This is a genomic window from Hymenobacter radiodurans (assembly GCF_004355185.1).
GTDB classification, from domain to species: domain Bacteria; phylum Bacteroidota; class Bacteroidia; order Cytophagales; family Hymenobacteraceae; genus Hymenobacter; species Hymenobacter radiodurans.
Map to the genome: position 1 here is coordinate 3,504,251 of NZ_CP037922.1, position 17,565 is coordinate 3,521,815.

General features: G+C 55.5%; 14 protein-coding genes and 1 pseudogene. 10 read left to right on the forward strand and 5 right to left on the reverse strand.

Going from position 1 to position 17,565, the window contains the following annotated elements:
- Window positions 1-74: 74 nt before the first annotated feature.
- Window positions 75-1,319: an NAD(P)/FAD-dependent oxidoreductase gene (locus EPD59_RS16015; RefSeq protein WP_133273664.1), complete on the reverse strand. Its 1,245-nt coding sequence runs from the start codon at window positions 1,317-1,319 to the stop codon at window positions 75-77.
- Between the two features lie 97 nt (window positions 1,320-1,416).
- On the opposite strand from EPD59_RS16015, the gene fabG reads away from it, so the two are divergent.
- The 8 genes and pseudogenes from fabG (at window position 1,417) to EPD59_RS16050 (ending at window position 11,191) form a co-directional block, all read left to right on the forward strand.
- Window positions 1,417-2,166 (forward strand): 3-oxoacyl-[acyl-carrier-protein] reductase, encoded by a 750-nt coding sequence (fabG, locus tag EPD59_RS16020; RefSeq protein ID WP_133273665.1) that lies wholly within the window; start codon window positions 1,417-1,419, stop codon window positions 2,164-2,166.
- 365 nt (window positions 2,167-2,531) lie between these two features.
- Entirely contained in the window at window positions 2,532-4,832 is a 2,301-nt protein-coding gene (locus EPD59_RS16025) for a VWA domain-containing protein (RefSeq protein WP_205703432.1), read from the forward strand.
- Between the two features lie 313 nt (window positions 4,833-5,145).
- Entirely contained in the window at window positions 5,146-5,634 is a 489-nt protein-coding gene (locus EPD59_RS16030; protein WP_133273666.1) for a hypothetical protein, read from the forward strand.
- A gap of 143 nt (window positions 5,635-5,777) precedes the next feature.
- Window positions 5,778-6,086 carry a pseudouridine synthase gene (locus EPD59_RS22730; protein ID WP_240731451.1) on the forward strand — a complete coding sequence of 103 codons (309 nt, stop codon included), beginning with the start codon at window positions 5,778-5,780 and terminating at the stop codon, window positions 6,084-6,086.
- Between the two features lie 122 nt (window positions 6,087-6,208).
- On the forward strand, window positions 6,209-6,745 hold the full coding sequence (locus EPD59_RS22735; protein ID WP_240731452.1) for a hypothetical protein: 537 nt from the start codon (window positions 6,209-6,211) through the stop codon (window positions 6,743-6,745).
- The gene (locus EPD59_RS16040; RefSeq protein WP_165963631.1) at window positions 6,693-7,496 is read left to right on the forward strand and encodes an alpha/beta hydrolase; all 804 of its coding nucleotides are present in this window, start codon (window positions 6,693-6,695) and stop codon (window positions 7,494-7,496) included. The genes EPD59_RS22735 and EPD59_RS16040 overlap by 53 nt, the downstream gene beginning before the upstream one ends.
- A 416-nt stretch (window positions 7,497-7,912) precedes the next feature.
- A pseudogene (gene dnaK / locus EPD59_RS16045) lies at window positions 7,913-9,858 on the forward strand (molecular chaperone DnaK).
- Window positions 9,859-10,045: 187 nt separating this feature from the next.
- Window positions 10,046-11,191: an FAD-dependent monooxygenase gene (locus EPD59_RS16050; RefSeq protein ID WP_133273668.1), complete on the forward strand. Its 1,146-nt coding sequence runs from the start codon at window positions 10,046-10,048 to the stop codon at window positions 11,189-11,191.
- On the opposite strand, the gene EPD59_RS16055 is transcribed toward EPD59_RS16050, so the two are convergent.
- The gene (locus EPD59_RS16055) at window positions 11,188-12,357 is read right to left on the reverse strand and encodes an endonuclease/exonuclease/phosphatase family protein (protein ID WP_133273669.1); all 1,170 of its coding nucleotides are present in this window, start codon (window positions 12,355-12,357) and stop codon (window positions 11,188-11,190) included. The two genes, EPD59_RS16050 and EPD59_RS16055, sit on opposite strands and share 4 nt — an antisense overlap.
- Window positions 12,358-12,437: 80 nt before the next feature.
- Window positions 12,438-12,992, reverse strand: coding sequence for a 5-(carboxyamino)imidazole ribonucleotide mutase (gene purE, locus EPD59_RS16060; protein WP_133273670.1), 555 nt, complete (start codon window positions 12,990-12,992; stop codon window positions 12,438-12,440).
- A gap of 156 nt (window positions 12,993-13,148) precedes the next feature.
- Here purE and EPD59_RS16065 point away from each other — a divergent pair, with 156 nt between their 5' ends.
- Together EPD59_RS16065 and hemE are read left to right on the forward strand one after the other, a co-directional pair.
- The gene (locus EPD59_RS16065) at window positions 13,149-13,766 is read left to right on the forward strand and encodes a MarC family protein (protein WP_133273671.1); all 618 of its coding nucleotides are present in this window, start codon (window positions 13,149-13,151) and stop codon (window positions 13,764-13,766) included.
- Window positions 13,767-13,928: 162 nt separating this feature from the next.
- Complete coding sequence (gene hemE, locus EPD59_RS16070; RefSeq protein WP_133273672.1) at window positions 13,929-14,975, forward strand: uroporphyrinogen decarboxylase; 1,047 nt, start codon at window positions 13,929-13,931, stop codon at window positions 14,973-14,975.
- Window positions 14,976-15,044: 69 nt separating this feature from the next.
- Here the strand turns inward: hemE and EPD59_RS16075 are convergent, their stop codons facing one another.
- Together EPD59_RS16075 and EPD59_RS16080 are read right to left on the reverse strand one after the other, a co-directional pair.
- Window positions 15,045-16,094, reverse strand: coding sequence for a bifunctional heptose 7-phosphate kinase/heptose 1-phosphate adenyltransferase (locus EPD59_RS16075; protein WP_133274724.1), 1,050 nt, complete (start codon window positions 16,092-16,094; stop codon window positions 15,045-15,047).
- 238 nt (window positions 16,095-16,332) lie between these two features.
- Window positions 16,333-17,553: a pyridoxal phosphate-dependent aminotransferase gene (locus EPD59_RS16080; RefSeq protein ID WP_133273673.1), complete on the reverse strand. Its 1,221-nt coding sequence runs from the start codon at window positions 17,551-17,553 to the stop codon at window positions 16,333-16,335.
- Window positions 17,554-17,565: the final 12 nt, after the last annotated feature.

Genomic DNA, 17,565 nt, shown 5'->3' on the forward strand with positions numbered 1-17,565 from the left:
GCTACTCCTGTGTCAGCACGCGAGATGCTTCGCGCCGCTCTGCATGACCGCCTGTTGGAATTTGAGCGGCATACTTACTTACTACCCAACAACAGCTTCACATAGAAGCTAGGCTGCCGCAGCCGCTCGCGCAGGTTCAAATCCAAGAACATATTGCTAATGGTTTCGGCCAGCGTGGGGTTGTTGGCGGCGCGATTGGCAACTACATTAAACAGCCACGGAAACGCTAAGAGGCGCTGCATAGCCCGACTCAGGCGCAACTCCTGCCACAGCCGATTATATACCGCTACATCATAGCCTTTGAGAAAGGCAGCCGAGAAATCATGCGCGGCTAGGGCCCGCGCGGCCCAATCAGCAGCGTGGCGGCCGCTTACCATCGCGTGACTGATACCTTCGCCGGAGAATGGATCAATGAGAGAGCCCGCGTCGCCGAGCAGCATGTAAGCCTCGCCGGAAAGAGAGCGGCGTTTTGAACCCAGCGGCAAGCCGAAACCACGCACCGGACCTAAGCGCTCGGCATCTTTAAATCGCTCACGCAGGGCGGGGTGCGTTTCCAGAATTTCGGTGAGGCGCTGACGCAAATTTATTTTCTTCTGGGAAACGGTTTTGCTCAGCATTCCTACGCCCACGTTGGCCTGTCCATTAGGCAACGGAAATACCCAGAGGTAACCGGGCAAAAATTCTTTGATGAAGTGCAGCTCGATAAAGTTGTCTTTGCTCAAGCCCGTTACGCCCTGATAATACGCCCGCAGGCCGGCGCAATGATGGTCAGGATCCAGTTGATGCCCGCCGATCTGCCGCGCAAACGCCGACTGCGCCCCGTTAGCCACGAGCAATAGTTTCGCGGTGATTTCTATGGTGCCATCAGCGGTGCGCAGGTGCCAGCGGCCGTCAGCGGTGCGTTCGTGGTGAGTGATATCCACGCCTTCCAGCAGCTCAATTTCGGGGCGCTGGCGCACTTCTTCTACCAGAAAATTATCGAAGTCGATGCGTTTGGCGATGTGGCCGGCGGCGGGGTCGGTGGCTTTGTTAAAATGGGGCCGGAACGGAATACCGAGCCGGCGACCGTTGGGCGCGAAAAAATCAATGCCCCAGGCGGGCAGCTGGGCAGCATCGGCGGCAAGTCTGGGGGGCAAATTTTCGTTGATGCGGCGCAGTTCACTTACGACTTTGCCGCTGAGCGCATCGCCACAGATTTTGTCGCGGGGGAAAGTGGCGCGGTCGAGTAGCAGGCAGCGCTGGCCGGCGTTGGCTAGGTGCAGGGCTGCTGTAGCACCACCGGGCCCAGCCCCAAGAATGCAGATGTCGGTTTCACGCATAGATCAGGGGCGAAGGTACGATGCCTTTTGAATGCCTACCAGCAGCGTTGCTGCAATTGGTTAGCGGATAATGCCCAGCCTTGCTACCTTCGCCCACATGACAAAACTGCTCGACGGAAAAACCGCCCTCATCACTGGCGCCTCCAAAGGAATCGGCCGCGCTATTGCTACCCATTTCGCCCAACTTGGCGCCAACATCGCCTTCACCTACCTCTCCAGCGTGGAGAAAGGCCAACAGCTCGAACAGGAGCTAGCTGCGCACGGCACCAAAATCAAAGGCTTCCGCTCCGACGCCTCCCTCTACGCCGAAGCCGAAAAGCTGGTCGATGATGTGATGACCGAATTTGGCCGCTTGGATATTCTGGTCAACAACGCTGGTATCACCCAAGATGGCTTGCTCATGCGCATGAGCGAACAGAACTGGGACCAAGTGCTGGCCGTCAACCTAAAATCGGTGTTCAACCTAACCAAAGCCGCCATCAAGCCGATGATGCGCGCCAAAGCCGGCAGCATCATCAATATGACGTCGGTAGTAGGTATCAAAGGCAACGCGGGTCAGGCTAATTATGCGGCTTCGAAGTCGGGAATTATTGGCTTCACGAAGTCGGTGGCGTTGGAGCTGGGTTCGCGCAATATTCGCTGCAATGCCATTGCTCCCGGCTTCATCGAAACCGAAATGACCGACGCCCTCGACCCTAAGCAGGTAGATGAGTGGCGCAAGGCTATTCCGCTCAAGCGCGGCGGCACCCCCGAAGATGTAGCCAAAGCCACCGCCTTCCTAGCCTCCGATGACAGCAGCTACATCACCGGCCAAGTGTTGCAGGTAGACGGCGGCATGCTGACGTAGACTGGGGCAGTCGGTAATTGCTTGGTAAATGTCATGCAGAGGCGGAGCCGAAGCATCTCGCGTGAGGTCGTTGTACACACTGCTGCAACATCAGCAAGCGAGATGCTTCGGCTCCGCCTCTGCATGACCGGCAAATAGCTTTACTGTCTAAATTTTTAATATCAATCAGTCGAATACGAGCCGTTTTATTATAGACATTCTCCAATAGGCTATTATTCTCACCGCTATTTGCCCTTTCAACATACTAGACTCCAACTCACTAACTTCGCCACCAAACCCAGCTTTTTCAGCGTCATGTATAGGGCGCGCAACTCTACAGCCTATTTCGGGGTTTTTGGTACTCACACTTGCTGCTATTCCTTTCTTTGATTTCTGTCGCTGCTTCTCCTTGGTTAATTTTAGTGTGCCTGGCCGTGGGCGCGGGCTACTCGGCGCTGCTCTACTCGGCCAAAGCGCCGTGGAGCAAAGGCCTGAATTATGGGCTGGCCGCGTTGCGCTTCGTAGTCGTGAGCTTTCTGTGCTTTCTACTACTCTCGCCCTTCGTCAAAACGACTACCACCACGACCGAAGATCCCACCATCGTGCTGGCCGTTGACAACTCTCAATCGGTAGGGCTGTTTACCCCGCCGGCGGTGCTGCGCCAGGCTACTACTGGTTTGCAGCAGTTGGCTACTACCTTGCGAGGCAAGGGTTTTCGGGTTGAGACGCAGGTTTTGCCCCCCAGCCCGGCTCGTGCTGTCCGGCCCGACTCGGTGCAGTTTCAGGCTCCTAGCTCTGACCTGGATGCCTTGCTTACGGATGTGCGTGAGGCTTACGATGGGCGTAATCTGGCGGGCGTGGTGCTTGTGTCGGATGGGCTGGTGAACCAGGGCCGCTCGCCGGTGTACTCCGAGTTTAACTTCCCAATTTATAGCGTGGCCGTGGGCGACACCGTGCCGAAGCGCGACCTGAGCGTGCCTACTCTAAACTACAACCGCGTCGCTTTTAGTGGCAACCGCTTTCCTATTGAGGCCGAAATTGCCTACGAAGGTTTCGGGGGCGGCACGGCTACGGTGCAGTTGCGCGAAAACGGCCGCGTGCTGCAAACCAAGCAAGTGAATTTGCCCCCCGGTCAGCGCCGCCAGAAAACCACCTTCTTGCTAACTGCTCCTGCTCCCGGCAAGCGTCGCTACGAAATAGCGATTCAGCCCCAAAATGGCGAATTCACGACTCTGAACAATACCAAAAACGCGTATATCGAAGTAGTAAAAGGCAAGCTGCGGGTGCTACTGGCCGGCGCTGCGCCCCACCCGGACATTAAAGCGCTCCGGGGGGCAATTCTGCAGAACGACAACTTCGACCTGACCATTTATCTGCCCGGCATTGCGCCCTTAAAAGCGCAGGATTATGATGTAGCTATTCTGCACCAATTGCCTGCTCGCTTGGGCGCGGGGAATGAGGTGCTAGCCCAAGTGCGCAGCCGCCGCATCCCAACCTTATTTATCATTGGGGCGCAGTCCGATTTGAACGCCTACAATAACCTTGGTGCCGGCCTTACCATCGCGCCTCGCGGCCAGCAGACGGATGAGGTAACCCCCGTGTTGAACACCTCATTTTCGCGGTTTTCGTTCGAGGAAGATGCGCTGCAACGCTTCGCAGCGTATCCGCCGGCGCCGGTGCCGTTTGGCGAATACCGATTGGGCGGCGGGGCCGAGGTAGCTCTGTACCAGCAAGTAGGCCGATTGAAAACGCAGAAGCCATTGCTGGTGTTTGGCGGCACGCCCGAGCAGCGCCGTGCTACCTTGCTTACCGACGGCGGCTGGCAGTGGCGCCTCCAAGAAGCCGCCGACCACGCCGACCGCCCCGATGCCTACGACCGCCTCATCAGTCGCACCCTGCAGCTACTGACTGCCAACGCCAACAAGAAGCGCCTCGACGTGTACCCCACCCAGGATGCCTTCACCACCGCCGACGAAATCACTTTCGGGGCGGAAACCTACAACGCTATTTTCGAACGCATTTATGGCCAAAAAATCGAGCTAACGCTGACCGACGAGCAGCAGCGGACTCGCAATTATTCTTTCACGAATAGCGAAGATAGCGCGCCGCTGCGGCTGGGCACCTTGCCCGGCGGAGTGTACCGCTATGTGGCCCGTGCCACGCTTGGGGGGCAAAATCAGCAGGATCGGGGCGAATTGCTGGTGCAGGAGCAACAGCTTGAAGCTCTCAACGCCCGCGCCGACCACAACTTACTCTACCAGCTCGCCCGCCGTAGCGGTTCGCGGCTCTATTATCCGCAGCAATTCGACCAGCTTACCCAAGACATTCAGAAAGCGAATTACAAGCCCGTGATTTACAGCCAGGAAAACATTAAGGATTTAATAAATCTGAAGTGGCTGTTTTTCCTGCTGCTAGCTTTGGTAACAGCAGAGTGGGCTGCGCGCAAGTACTCGGGAGCATTTAGGCAGACTATTTTTATTGCTCTACGAAGGCATACATTGGTGTTGAGTACCACTTTGGTCTCTCCTTCAGATCAAGTAGCAGCAAAGCCAATAGAGATATATGCCACACACAGAACCGTTGACGAAAAGGCTTACGTTGGCTATCAGTTGGCTTTTCGCTATCGGCTTTGTAAGCGTTACGCTCTGGATTTTTTATGGCGAAGTAGCTATCTATATTCGTCATGACTATACCATTGCACACGTCTTGCAAGTCTATCGCAGCAGGAAGTCTGGGTGGAATGTAAGTTATTACTATACAGTTAAGGGAATACGCTATGAACGCGGGAGTGATTGGGATGGGAAGGTGTTACCAGGTGAGCGGTATGTAGTGAAGTATGCAACGTATGCTCCTCATGGCAACGATTTTATCTGCAAACATCGAGTACCAGATAGCATTCAGCAGGCTAGTGGTCCTCAATGGCAGGCATTTCTTGTAAAAAGTCAGCTCTATTATAGAATTCCTAGCCATACATGATAAAGAACACCCATAACTGTTTACATGATGAAATCTGGCTTTTTCTATTCTGTGGCACTAGCCATTTTGCTTAGCGCCTGCGAGCAAGCACCTGCCGAACACGCACAAGCAGCCGTGTCGGAATACGTGCAGCATGGCATGAGCAAAACGGGCAATTACCGCGCTGAAGCATTCTATATTCAGCCCTTCACACGTCAGGATTCGATTGCTTACGTGGTAAAAATGAATCAGCGCAACCAAGCCACCGCAGCTGTTACAACTGTAGCGGATGCTCCTCAAACTCCGACAGCTGATTTCACGCGCCGTACGCAGGAGCGTGAGCAGTTATTAGCTCGAAAGACTGACACCACGCGCATAGGCCTTTTTGTGCGCCATATTTACCGCAATGAAGATAGCGACGGTTCCACGCGCCGTGATAGCGTAGACGCAGTGGTTTATCCACCGCGCGAGGTAACGGTACTGTTCACTGGTCAGGTAGAATTGCAGCCGGGTAGCCGCGTAAAGGCCAAATAAAAGCCACCCAGTCGTCTTCTTTCTCCTTTAAGCCAGGTTCTAGCGCGAAAGCGGCTGGTTCTGCCGACCTTTGCTTTTTCGCTGCCTTTTGCGAATCTTGATGGAGGGCAGGGAAACCCACTCTGCTTTACCCCTTCCGCCTTATGCGCTACGTCCTGCTGAACAAACCTTTCGAAGTTCTCACCCAATTCACGGACGAAAACGGCCGCGCTACGCTCAAGGACTTTGTTCCCATCCCCAAGATTTATCCCGTCGGTCGGTTGGACTTTGACAGTGAAGGCCTCGTACTGCTCACCGACGACAAGCCCCTGCAGCATCGCCTGTCGGAGCCGCGCTTTAAGGTGCCGAAAACGTATTGGGTGCAGGTAGAAGGGATACCGACGGAAGAGGCGATTGCTACTTTGCGGCGGGGGTTGATATCAAAACTAGCTTCACTGCGCCAGCCGAAGTAGAACTCCTGCCCGAGCCACCCGCTATCTGGGAGCGCCCTAAGCCCATCCGCTTCCGGGCAAATATTCCTACTTCTTGGCTGCAAATTACGATTTCACAGGGCATTAATCGGCAGGTGCGCAAGATGACGGCCGCCGTGGGTTTCCCTACGCTGCGCCTCGTTCGGGTGAAAATCGCGCATCTGGAAGTAGAAAATTTGGCCCCCGGTCAATGGCGCGAGCTAACCGCACCGGAAGCAGCCAAACTGAAAGCCGCTTTCTCGGCTACCAAAATGCCCGCCGAGCGTCAAGTGCAATCGAAAGAGGCAAAGAGCAAACCCACTACTAGCTCCGCTGGGCCCAGCACTGGTGCGCCGGCCCGCAAAACCTTCAAACCTGCTCCTTCCAACTTTAAGCGCCCGGCTGGCTCAGACCAAAGCACCAAAGGCGCGAGTGACCGACCCAAGCGCGGCCCCAAAACTTCCCGCCCCGATGAAACGGAGCTGGCTGACCGCAGGTGCGTTGGCCCTCGTATTGGTCAACGCGGTAGCTTTTTTTCACGCCTGGCGCTTCACCCATTTTTCCGCCGAACCCGGCGCAAAGCAGGCGAGTCCCGAACAGCTTTCCGCGTTGCAGAAGGCGGCGCTGCTGCTTACGGGCGTCCAGAATCCGAAGCCGGTTAATCAGGCTACGCCGGCGTTTCCTTACGAAACCGTTTTGCTGGATAGCCCCAATGGGCGGTTGGAAGCCTGGTTTAGCCCCGTGCCCGATGCGCTGGGGCAGGTGGCGCTGTTTCATGGCTACACCGGCGACAAGTCGAAGCTCCTGACGGAGGCAGAGTTTTTTCGCACTCAAGGCTTTTCGGTGTTACTAATCGACTTTGCTGGCAATGGCGGCTCGGAAGGCGTGCAAACTACCGTAGGGTATCGCGAAGCCGACGACGTAGCGGCTGCTTTCGCTTTTTTGAAAGCGCAACAGCCAACGGCCCCTCTGTTTGTGTATGGGGTTTCGATGGGTGCGGTAGCAATTTTGCGGGCAGAGAGTGAGCTGGGTGTGCGACCAACGGCCGCGATCCTGGAATGCCCCTACGGCAGCATGCTCCAGACCGCCAAAAACCGCTTTCACGCGCTCCAAGTGCCCGCATTCCCGCTGGCAAACTTGTTGGTATTCTGGGGCGGCGTGCAAAACGGCTTCTGGGCTTTCGACCTAGATGCCCGCGCCTACGCCAGCCGTATTCAAACGCCCACTCTCCTACTCTACGGCCTCACCGACTCCCGCGTAACTCGCCAGGAAACGGATGCCATCTACGCCGCGTTAAGTGGCCCGAAGCAGCGCCGCTACTTTGCCGGCGTAGGTCACGAGCCCTACCATAGCAAACACCAAGTAGCGTGGCGCAGTACAATCCAGCGGTTTTTGCAGCGGAATATGCTGTAAAAAAGCCCCCCAACGCCTGCTATTTCTACGTGTCTGAAGTAATATAATTAGCCCGACATGCAGAGCGGCAGCGAAGCATCTCGCGTGCTGATGTGAGAATAGTAATCTAATGGCGTGAGCGAGATGCTTCGGCTCCGCCTCTGCATGACAGAGCCGTATACAAGTCATAAGTTCGATCAATTAAACTTGGCTTCACCAGGCTATTTGTAGCCATCCCCGACCTGACAGACGACGCTACCTTAGTTCTTTATAAAAAGCCAGAGCGGCGGGAAATGGCCGATTGGGATATTCAAAAATGACAATCTGTCACGGAAATGGGCTGGATTGCCTGCTGGTACGCTGCTTGCCATTCACCCCGAGCGAGCAAATCGCATTATACACTCTGACATTTCCACTTACTTAACTATACCATTCAGATGGGCAAAATAATTGGTATTGACCTCGGCACCACGAACTCCTGTGTGGCCGTTATGGAAGGCAACGAGCCGGTGGTTATTCCGAATAGCGAAGGCCGCCGTACGACGCCATCTATCGTAGCGTTTCTTGACGGGGGCAAAGGTGAGCGTAAAGTTGGTGACCCAGCTAAACGTCAAGCCATTACCAACCCGCAGAATACGATTCAGTCGATTAAGCGCTTCATGGGCCGCGGCTTCGGGGAAGTAACCGAAGAGTCCAAGATGGTTTCGTATGCGTTGGAGCGTGGCTCTAACAATACGGTAGCTGTGAAGATTGGCGACCGCCAGTATACCCCCAGGAGATTTCGGCAATGGTGCTTCAGAAAATGAAGCAAACCGCCGAGGATTATCTGGGCCAGAGCGTAACAGAGGCCGTTATTACGGTACCCGCTTATTTCAACGACGCCCAGCGCCAGGCTACCAAAGAAGCAGGTGCCATTGCGGGCCTTGATGTAAAGCGTATTATCAACGAGCCAACGGCCGCTGCGTTAGCTTACGGCCTTGACAAGAAGCATAAAGACCAGAAAATTGCCGTGTATGACCTTGGCGGTGGTACGTTCGATATTTCTATCTTGGAGCTTGGCGACGGTGTATTCGAAGTATTGAGCACCAATGGTGACACGCACTTAGGTGGTGACGACTTCGACCAAGTGATCATCAACTTCCTGGCTGAGCAGTTCAAGAGCGACAACGAAGGTCTCGACCTGCGCCAAGACCCGATGGCTTTACAGCGCTTGAAAGAAGCTGCTGAAAAGGCTAAAGTGGAGCTTTCCAGCTCGACCGAAACTGAAATCAACTTACCTTATGTAACGGCTACCGCTTCGGGTCCGAAGCACTTGGTAGTGAAACTGAGCCGCGCAAAGTTTGAGCAGCTTGCCGACAACTTGGTGAAGCGCTCGATGGAGCCTTGCAAAAAAGCTCTCCAGGACGCTGGCCTGAGCACTTCAGATATCGACGAAGTGATCTTGGTAGGTGGCTCAACCCGTATTCCGCGCATTCAGGAAGAAGTTGAGAAGTTTTTTGGCAAGAAGCCTTCGAAGGGTGTGAACCCTGACGAGGTAGTAGCCATCGGTGCTGCTATCCAAGGCGGTGTATTGACGGGTGAGGTAAAAGACGTGCTTCTGCTCGACGTGACCCCGCTTTCGCTGGGCATTGAGACGATGGGCGGCGTAATGACCAAGCTCATTGAGTCGAACACGACCATTCCGACCAAGAAATCGGAGACGTTCTCTACTGCTTCTGACAATCAGCCTTCGGTAGAGATTCACGTGTTGCAAGGCGAGCGCCCATTGGCTTCGCAGAACCGCACCATCGGTCGTTTCCACCTCGACAGCATTCCGCCAGCCCCTCGCGGCGTACCGCAGATTGAAGTAACCTTCGACATTGATGCCAACGGTATCTTGCACGTATCGGCCAAGGATAAAGGAACGGGCAAGGAGCAGAAAATCCGTATCGAAGCTAGCAGCGGCTTGACCGACGCCGACATCGAGCGGATGCGCAACGAGGCTAAAGCCAACGAAGAATCTGACAAGCAGGAGAAAGAGCGCATTGAGAAGGTAAACGCTGCCGACTCGATGATCTTCCAGACTGAGAAGCAGCTTTCGGAGTACGGCGACAAGCTAAGCGGCGGCAACAAGACAGCTATTGAGAATGCACTTGCTGACCTGAAAAAGGCGCACGAAAGCAAAGACCTCGGGGCTATCGAAACTGCAATGACCGCTATCAACGCTGCTTGGCAGGCGGCCTCGCAAGAGATGTATGCCGCTACGCAAGGTGGCGACGCCCAGGGCCAGCCACAAGGCTACCCAGGTGGCGAAGGTCAGCCAAACGGCAACGGCCAGCAAGGCCAGCCAACTGCTGATAACGTAACCGATGTTGATTACGAAGAAGTAGGTGGCAACAAGTAAGTTGCTGCTTTAAAAAAGCCCCCAGCAATATGTTGGGGGGCTTTTTTTATATGTTTTTGTTTGAAATCAGAACAGCGTAGAGACGCGTCGTCGCAGTCGTTGTGTATCCAGTGTAGCGCGAGTTGCTCACCTATTAGGCGCGACGACGCACCCTTACGCTGTTCTATTTAAGCTATAGACACTAAGCATGAAATTCATCATCGCTGGGGCAGGAATTGGGGGATTAGCTACGGCGTTGGCCTTGCGCCAGCAGAACCACGACGTACAGGTAGTGGAAGCTGCGACTGAGCTGCGCGAAATCGGGGCGGGCGTAGTGTTGGGCGCCAATGCCATGCAGGCGCTCGACCGTTTGGGCGTGCACGATGCCGTGCGTGCTGCGGGTTTCCCCATTACTCGGATTAGCTTGCTGGATCGCCACGGCCGTATCCTCAATGACATTGATACCACGCCCTTCACCCGCCGCCTCGGCTATGAAAACCTAGCCATTCACCGCGCCGACTTACAACGGATTCTGCTGGCAAATTTGCCCCCCGACGTCGTACAGCTAGGCAAGTCGCTGGAACGGTTTGAGGAAAAAGACAACCACGTAACTGCCTATTTCACCGATGGTGAGCATCTGGAAGCGCAGGCGTTGATTGGCGCTGATGGTATTCGGTCGCGAGTGCGGCGGCAGCTACTGCCCTTTTCGCAGCCGCGCTACGCGGGCTACACCTGCTGGCGGGGCGTAATAGAAGCACAGTCGCTGAACTTGCCCGCAGGTCGCTCTACCGAAACCTGGGGCGGCAACGGACGCTTTGGCGTGGTGCCGTTAGGCAACGGACAGGTGTATTGGTTTGCCTGCATTAATAGCGCCCAAGCGCAAAATCCACAGTACCGCGCTTTCCAGTTAGCCGATTTGCAGCGGCATTTTGCCGACTACCACTCCCCTATTCCCGAGCTGCTGGCACTCACTACAAATGAGCAAGTTATCTGGGGCGATATTATTGATTTGAAGCCATTGGGGCGCTTTAACTTTGGCCGAGTGCTGCTCCTTGGCGATGCAGCCCACGCCACTACACCCAACATGGGGCAGGGCGCGGGCCAAGCCGTAGAGGATGCTGCCGTATTAGCGAGTTGTCTGGTGCAAGCCAACGGCATTGAGTCCGCCTTTCAGGCCTTTGATACCCAGCGTCGGCCGCGCACAACTCGCATTGTCAATCAATCGTGGCAGTTAGGTAAAGTGGCCCAGATGGAACAGCCGTGGCTGGTGGGCCTGCGCAATGCCGTAATGCGCCGCGTGCCCGCCACCGTAAATAATCATCAGATGGCTTTCCTGTACGAAACGGATATCTAGGTAGTCAACTCTTTCTTTTGGTCGGCGCCAGCGGCTTCCTCTAACTCCTCTTCGCGCTCCTCCTGGAAGCCATCCTTAATCTTTTCGGCGGCCTCTTCGTGGTCCTCAGCGTCGGCTTGCTCGGCATTCTCCTTCTGAATATGCTTATCGTGCGGTTCGTAGCTAAGCTTGATGTAGATGGGAAAATGGTCGGAGCCGACGTAATTGAGCCGTTGAATGTCGTCTACTTTGAAGTCGGGCGACACGAATACGTGGTCGAGGGGCCAGCGCAAAAGGGAATAGTCGGCGTGGAAAGTAGGGAGCAGACCGCGGCCCACGCGTGGGTCCATCAGACCGCTGATGCGCCGAAACAGCTCGGACGTGTGTGACCATGCCACGTCGTTCATATCGCCAAACACAACCGTAGGCTCGTCTTTCTTCTCTATTTCTTTGCCCACCAGCAGCAACTCCGCATCACGCTTGGTGCTGGTTTTGGCTTCTTGGGGTGCTGGCGGCTTGGGGTGCAAGCCATACAGCCGAATCCAGGTTTTGCCATCAGGTAGCTGCACGTGCGTATGCAGGGAAGGTACATCATCGTCGAGCAGGTACTTGATGTGGCAGTCGCGGACGGGGAGGCGCGAGAAGAACAGCAGGCCGTAGGTGTTATCGAGCGGCTCGTGACAGGTGTACGGATGGGTTTTCTCCAGCGGCCGCAGTTGCTCCAGCCACCATTTATCCGTCTCCACCGCCATGATAATATCCGGATCGATGCGCTCCAGCTCAGCCAGCGCTTCTTTGCCTTTCTTATTGAATTGCAGCACATTCATAACGGCCAGACTTAAGTGGCGGCCGTCATTATCAAGCTCCGTACTGTCGCCCACTTGCTTGCTCGCTAGCGGTGTATAAGGCACAATACGAACCAGTTGATACACCACGGCTGCAGCCAGAGCCAACAAGAGCCCGATGCCCCAATAGTCAGGCAATTTGTGCCATTCCAATACCAATCCGCCGGCAAGAGTCAGGAGGGCCAAACCGACAATTTGCAGACGCGGAAAGTCAAATACCCGTATCCACCAGGCCTCCGCGCGAAGCAGAGGAAGAAGTGTGCCTACTAGTGCCGCAACCGAAAGCAGCAGCACGAGGCCGTGCGCAAGCAGAATCCAAAGTGGTGCATCGAGGTCAGGCATGGGGCGGGAAATATTCGGAATATAAAATTTACTTGTTGAAAGAAAAAATGCCCCCCAACTGCAGCCGGGGGCATTTTACGCTATTCTTCGTTAAAGCCACCCTTTCGCAGCTCATCAATGGTACGCATTACTTTATCCTTCAGCGAGGTACGGTATTTTTCCAACGCATCTACCAGGCGAGCATTAGACAGGCCCAGAATCTGGGTAGCTAGAATAGCGGCATTGGTGGCTCCATCAATAGCCACGGTGGCCACGGGTACGCCGGTTGGCATTTGCAGCATGGACAGCGTTGAGTCGAGGCCGCGAATGGAGGTAGTGGAATTGATGGGCACGCCTATAACTGGGATGGTAGTAAAAGAAGCCACCATGCCGGGCAGGTGAGCCGCGCCTCCCCCACCAGCAATTATCACGCGCAGCCCGCGCTTGCGGGCCGATTCAGCATACTCAATCAGGCGGTGCGGGGTGCGGTGGGCCGATACTAGTGTAAACTCGTGCGGAATATTGAACTGCCGCAGCAGCTCAGCGGCGGCCATCATTACTTTGATATCAGACTGACTGCCCATAATAATGCCCACAATGGGTGTATCACGGGTTTCTTCAACTGGACTTGGAGTAGCAGGTGCGTTGGTGCTCATAGGAAAAATGGAGAAACTATAGGTGCCTCTGACGGCTGTACGCGACTTGTACGCGGCATTACCTCCGCGGTTGGTTCGTCAAACATAGCACTTTCCCGCCTTGCTCCTCTCCTGTCGCCTCGTACCTTTAGCCGCCTTCACCATGCTCCCCGCTTCATGGAAATTCTGCTTGCCACGTTCACTACGCTGTTTTCGGTCGTAAATCCGTTTGGAGCCATGCCCGTCTTTCTGACTTTAACAGAAGAAGACTCCCCCCAGGAACGGCGCCAAATTGGACTACGGGCCTGCCTTTACATGATAGCTGTGCTGACCGTGTCGTTTTTTGCGGGCCAGTATGTACTCAACTTTTTCGGCATCAATATTCACCATTTGCGCATCGCGGGGGGCATTTTGCTGATGCGCTCGGCCTTTGATCTGCTCACGCCTGGCGGCAACCGCGACCGAGTGTCGCCGGCCGCGCTGGAGGAGAGTATGCACAAGAACGATATTTCCTTCACCCCGCTGGCTATGCCGATGCTTTCCGGCCCAGGCTCTATTGCGGTGTGTATCAGCTTGTTCACGGAGCGCCTCAGCTACTTCGATATGGGCTTGATCTTCGTAGGCTTCGTGCTGGTGGCGCTGGCGGCTTATATTATTCTGATGTCGTCGCTGCGGCTCACCCGATTCTTGGGACGGCCTGGCATGGCTGCTCTGGCGCGAATTATGGGCTTTATTACGCTTGCCATCGGGGTCAATTTTATGGCTACGGCTATTAAGGCGCTGTTTCAGGAGTAGCAAAAACCGGCGGCTTAACTCGACTTTAAGCTGACGGCCGCATAGTAAGTTTCTGGGTTGTTGGAGCTATTGCTTTAGCCACGGCTGCATTCCTGCGTTGCTAGACGTACCTTTGCTTCCACGCCGCTACCCGGCATAGCATCCGCCCAAATCAGCAACCCTGTGATTAAAAACGACCTCATACTTCGGGCCGCCCGCGGCGAACAAACCGAGCGTACGCCCGTGTGGCTGATGCGCCAAGCTGGCCGTATTCTGCCTGAATATCGCGCCCTGCGTGCCCGCCTCAGCGGCTTTAAAGAACTGGTAGAAACGCCCGATCTAGCCGCTGAAGTCACGATTCAGCCCGTTGATGCGCTCGACGTCGACGCTGCCATCATCTTCTCCGACATTCTGGTGGTGCCCGATGCGATGGGCCTTACTTACGAGATGGTGGAAGCCCGCGGGCCGCTTTTCCCCGAAACCGTACGCTCCGCCGCCGACATTCAGAAGCTGCGCATCGCGGATCCGGAGGAGCATCTGGGTTATGTGCTGGAAGCTATTCGCGTTACCAAGCGCGCGCTGAATGGTCGGGTGCCGCTCATTGGTTTTGCCGGTGCTCCTTGGACTATTCTAGCGTATATGGTGGAGGGCCACGGCTCTAAAACGTTCTCTAAAGCGCGGCGCATGCTGTATGCCGAGCCGGCGTTAGCTCATCAGCTACTGGAGAAAATTACGGCTACCACTATCGCGTATTTGCAGGCGCAGGTGCAAGCGGGCGCTAATCTTATTCAGGTGTTCGACTCTTGGGCCGGGATTTTGCCCCCCAGTCATTACCGCGAGTTCAGCACCCGCTACATCGCCCAAATCTGTGAGGCGCTGCCCGATGTACCCGTGACGGTGTTTGCCAAAGGCGCTTTTTTCGCGCTGGAAGACTTCGCTCAGCTCGATTGTCAAACCATCGGCCTCGACTGGAACCAGGACCCCCGCGCCGCCCGCGCTATTATCGGCGACAACTATACGCTGCAAGGCAATCTCGACCCTTGTGCGCTCTACGGCTCCCCGGAGCAGGTGCAGGCCGCTACCATCGAGATGCTGCGCCAGTTTGGGCCTCAGCGCCACATCGCCAACCTCGGCCACGGCGTGTACCCCGATACTGATCCGGCGAATGTGCGCGTGTTTATCCAAACTGTGAAGGAGTTCAGCGCATTGGCCCGCGAGGGAACCATATAGTATTCAAACCCATAAAAAAGCCCCCCAGATCATAGTCTGGGGGCTTTTTTACGAACTTATGCCTTAGTCTCAAATTGAAACTGACCCTTCTGTTGGTACGATAACGCTTAGTAGGCCTGCTTCCTGAGCTTCTTCCAGCAATCGGTCTTTCTCAATTGGTACTACGCCAACCTGCTCGCAAACCAACCCGCCACCTAGGTTTGCCAGTGCGGCTAACACCGGCGCTTCCAGTCCTAAGGCCACGCATAAAGCAGCAATGCTGATAACGGTGTCGCCGGCCCCTGACACGTCGGAAATGGCGCGTAAGTGGGCAGGAATGTAGTTGCGACCCGTAGCCGGTGCGTCGCTGAATACACCGCGCTCAGAGAGCGTGACCAGAATAATGGCGGGCGTGAGCAACTCACGCAGGCGCTGGACGGCAGCCTCAAACTGCGGACGGTCGGCGTCGGTATCGTTGAAGTCCAGCTTTAGGCCCTCGCGCAACTCTTTCAGGTTTGGCTTGAAGAGCGTGCAATAGCGATACGCCAGAAAGTTTTTGCGCTTCGGGTCAACGACGGTTGGGATGTTGCGCTGCCGGGCCTGCGCGATGAAATGCTGAATCAGACTCTCATTGAGCACGCCTTTGTCGTAATCTTCAAATACCACTACGTCGGCTTGGGGCAGCAGCGCCTCATAGCGTGCAATGAGGTCGGCGGCCTCGGTAGCGTTGAGGTCAGTTTCTACTTCTGAGTCGATGCGCAGCAGGTGCTGGCCGGCAGCCAGGATGCGCTGCTTGACGGTGGTTGGCCGGTCGGCGCTGCGCACAATGCCTTTCGCCGACAAGTTTTTATCTTCCAACAAGCCTAGCAATTGGTCGCCGCCGGCATCCTCACCTACCACCGCGCACAGCAAGGGCGTCGCGCCAAGGGCCTGCACATTCAGCGCCACATTGGCCGCGCCGCCGAGACGCTGCTCGGTGCGGCTCACGTGCACGATAGGCACTGGCGCCTCGGGCGAAATGCGGCCAGCCTTGCCCCAAACGTAGGCATCCAGCATCACATCGCCCACAATGAGCACCGTGAGGCGGTTGAAGGCAGCAAATAATTCGGGCAGCGAAGTAGGCGGTACGGTGGGGGGCATTTTGACGACTTTCGACGAAGGAAGCCGCAAAGGTAGAAACTAGCCCGATGTAACGCAGAGCATCGGCGCGTCGAATCCTTGCAGACGTTGCTTCAGGGATTCAACTTCTGCTTCACAAATCAACAAACCAAGCGCTGGGGGCTTTTCACGAACAACCGCAACGGGCTACGAACTGAAGCACAGCGTTAGTCCCTCACCCAGTCCAACGATTTCCCAAGCTAAGCTGCTGCTTGTGGCTTTAGTGCAGCTTTTCCAGACTTGCTTTAATGCGAATGAAGGCCTCGCGCAGCTTCTCATCGGCGGCGGCGGTACTGAAGCGCATGCAGCTAGGCGCTCCAAACGCCTCACCCGAAACGGCAGCTACATGTGCGTCATTCAGCAGAAACATCGCCAAATCGGTAGCGTTTTCGATTACGTCGCCTTGGGGGGCTTTTTTACCGAAATAGGCACTCACGTCCGGAAAAACGTAGAAAGCACCAGCCGGCGTTGGCGTCTGGAAGCCCGGAATTTCTTTGGCTAACTCCAACACCAAGTCGCGGCGGCGGTGGTAGGCGGTTACCATTTCATCGGCGGAACTACGGCCTCCTTCCAAGGCAGCCAGTGCGGCGCGTTGGGCAATGGAGCAGGTGCCCGAAGTAATCTGGCTCTGCATTTTCTCGCAAGCACTGGCAATTTCTTTACGCGCGGCCAGATAGCCCACGCGCCAACCCGTCATGGCGTAGCCTTTGGAAAAGCCGTTTACAGTAATTACCTGGTCTTTAATCTCATCAAATTCAGCCAAGCTCACATGCTCGCCCTCAAAGTTGATGTACTCATAAATCTCGTCGGCCATGGCAAACACCTGCGGATGACGCGCTAGTACGGCCGCAATGTCGGCTAGCTCTTCGCGCGAGAATACAGCACCCGTGGGGTTGCAGGGCGACGAATACATGATGAGTTTAGTACGGGGCGTAATGGCCTCCTCTATCTGCGCGGCCGTGGCTTTGTAGTCGTTTTCCAACGTGCCCATCACCCGCACTGATACACCTTCGGCTAGGCGCACCATTTCCTCGTAGCTTACCCAGTATGGAGCCAGCACAATTACTTCCTCGCCAGGATTTACCATGCTCATCACCGCATTAGCCAAGGCCTGCTTTGCGCCCGTACTCACTACGATGTTCTCACACTGATACTCAAGGCGGTTTTCACGACGTAGCTTGTCGGCAATAGCTTGGCGTAGCTCTACGTAGCCGGGCACAGGCGTATACTTGGTATATCCTTCGTCAAGCGCCCGCTTGGCGGCATCCTTGATGTACTGCGGCGTTTGAAAATCAGGCTCGCCAAAACTTAGGTTAATCACGTTGTGACCCTGAGCGGCGAGCTCACGCGATTTTTTGGCCATCGCAATGGTCTGCGACTCTTGTAGAGCGCTGATGCGATCAGAGAGAAACGTAGTAGCAAGCGTAGCGGAAGCTGACATAGACTGACGGGC

Bases quoted from the DNA above. Each gene is read 5' to 3' on its own strand.
- EPD59_RS16065 (WP_133273671.1), top strand. From the start codon at position 13,149: ATGGAAATTCTGCTTGCCACGTTCACTACGCTGTTTTCGGTCGTAAAT.
- fabG (WP_133273665.1), top strand. From the start codon at position 1,417: ATGACAAAACTGCTCGACGGAAAAACCGCCCTCATCACTGGCGCCTCC.
- EPD59_RS22735 (WP_240731452.1), top strand. From the start codon at position 6,209: ATGACGGCCGCCGTGGGTTTCCCTACGCTGCGCCTCGTTCGGGTGAAA.
- EPD59_RS16055 (WP_133273669.1), bottom strand. From the start codon at position 12,357: ATGCCTGACCTCGATGCACCACTTTGGATTCTGCTTGCGCACGGCCTC.
- EPD59_RS16015 (WP_133273664.1), bottom strand. From the start codon at position 1,319: ATGCGTGAAACCGACATCTGCATTCTTGGGGCTGGGCCCGGTGGTGCT.
- purE (WP_133273670.1), bottom strand. From the start codon at position 12,992: ATGAGCACCAACGCACCTGCTACTCCAAGTCCAGTTGAAGAAACCCGT.
- EPD59_RS22730 (WP_240731451.1), top strand. From the start codon at position 5,778: ATGCGCTACGTCCTGCTGAACAAACCTTTCGAAGTTCTCACCCAATTC.
- EPD59_RS16030 (WP_133273666.1), top strand. From the start codon at position 5,146: ATGATGAAATCTGGCTTTTTCTATTCTGTGGCACTAGCCATTTTGCTT.
- EPD59_RS16050 (WP_133273668.1), top strand. From the start codon at position 10,046: ATGAAATTCATCATCGCTGGGGCAGGAATTGGGGGATTAGCTACGGCG.
- EPD59_RS16080 (WP_133273673.1), bottom strand. From the start codon at position 17,553: ATGTCAGCTTCCGCTACGCTTGCTACTACGTTTCTCTCTGATCGCATC.
- EPD59_RS16075 (WP_133274724.1), bottom strand. From the start codon at position 16,094: ATGCCCCCCACCGTACCGCCTACTTCGCTGCCCGAATTATTTGCTGCC.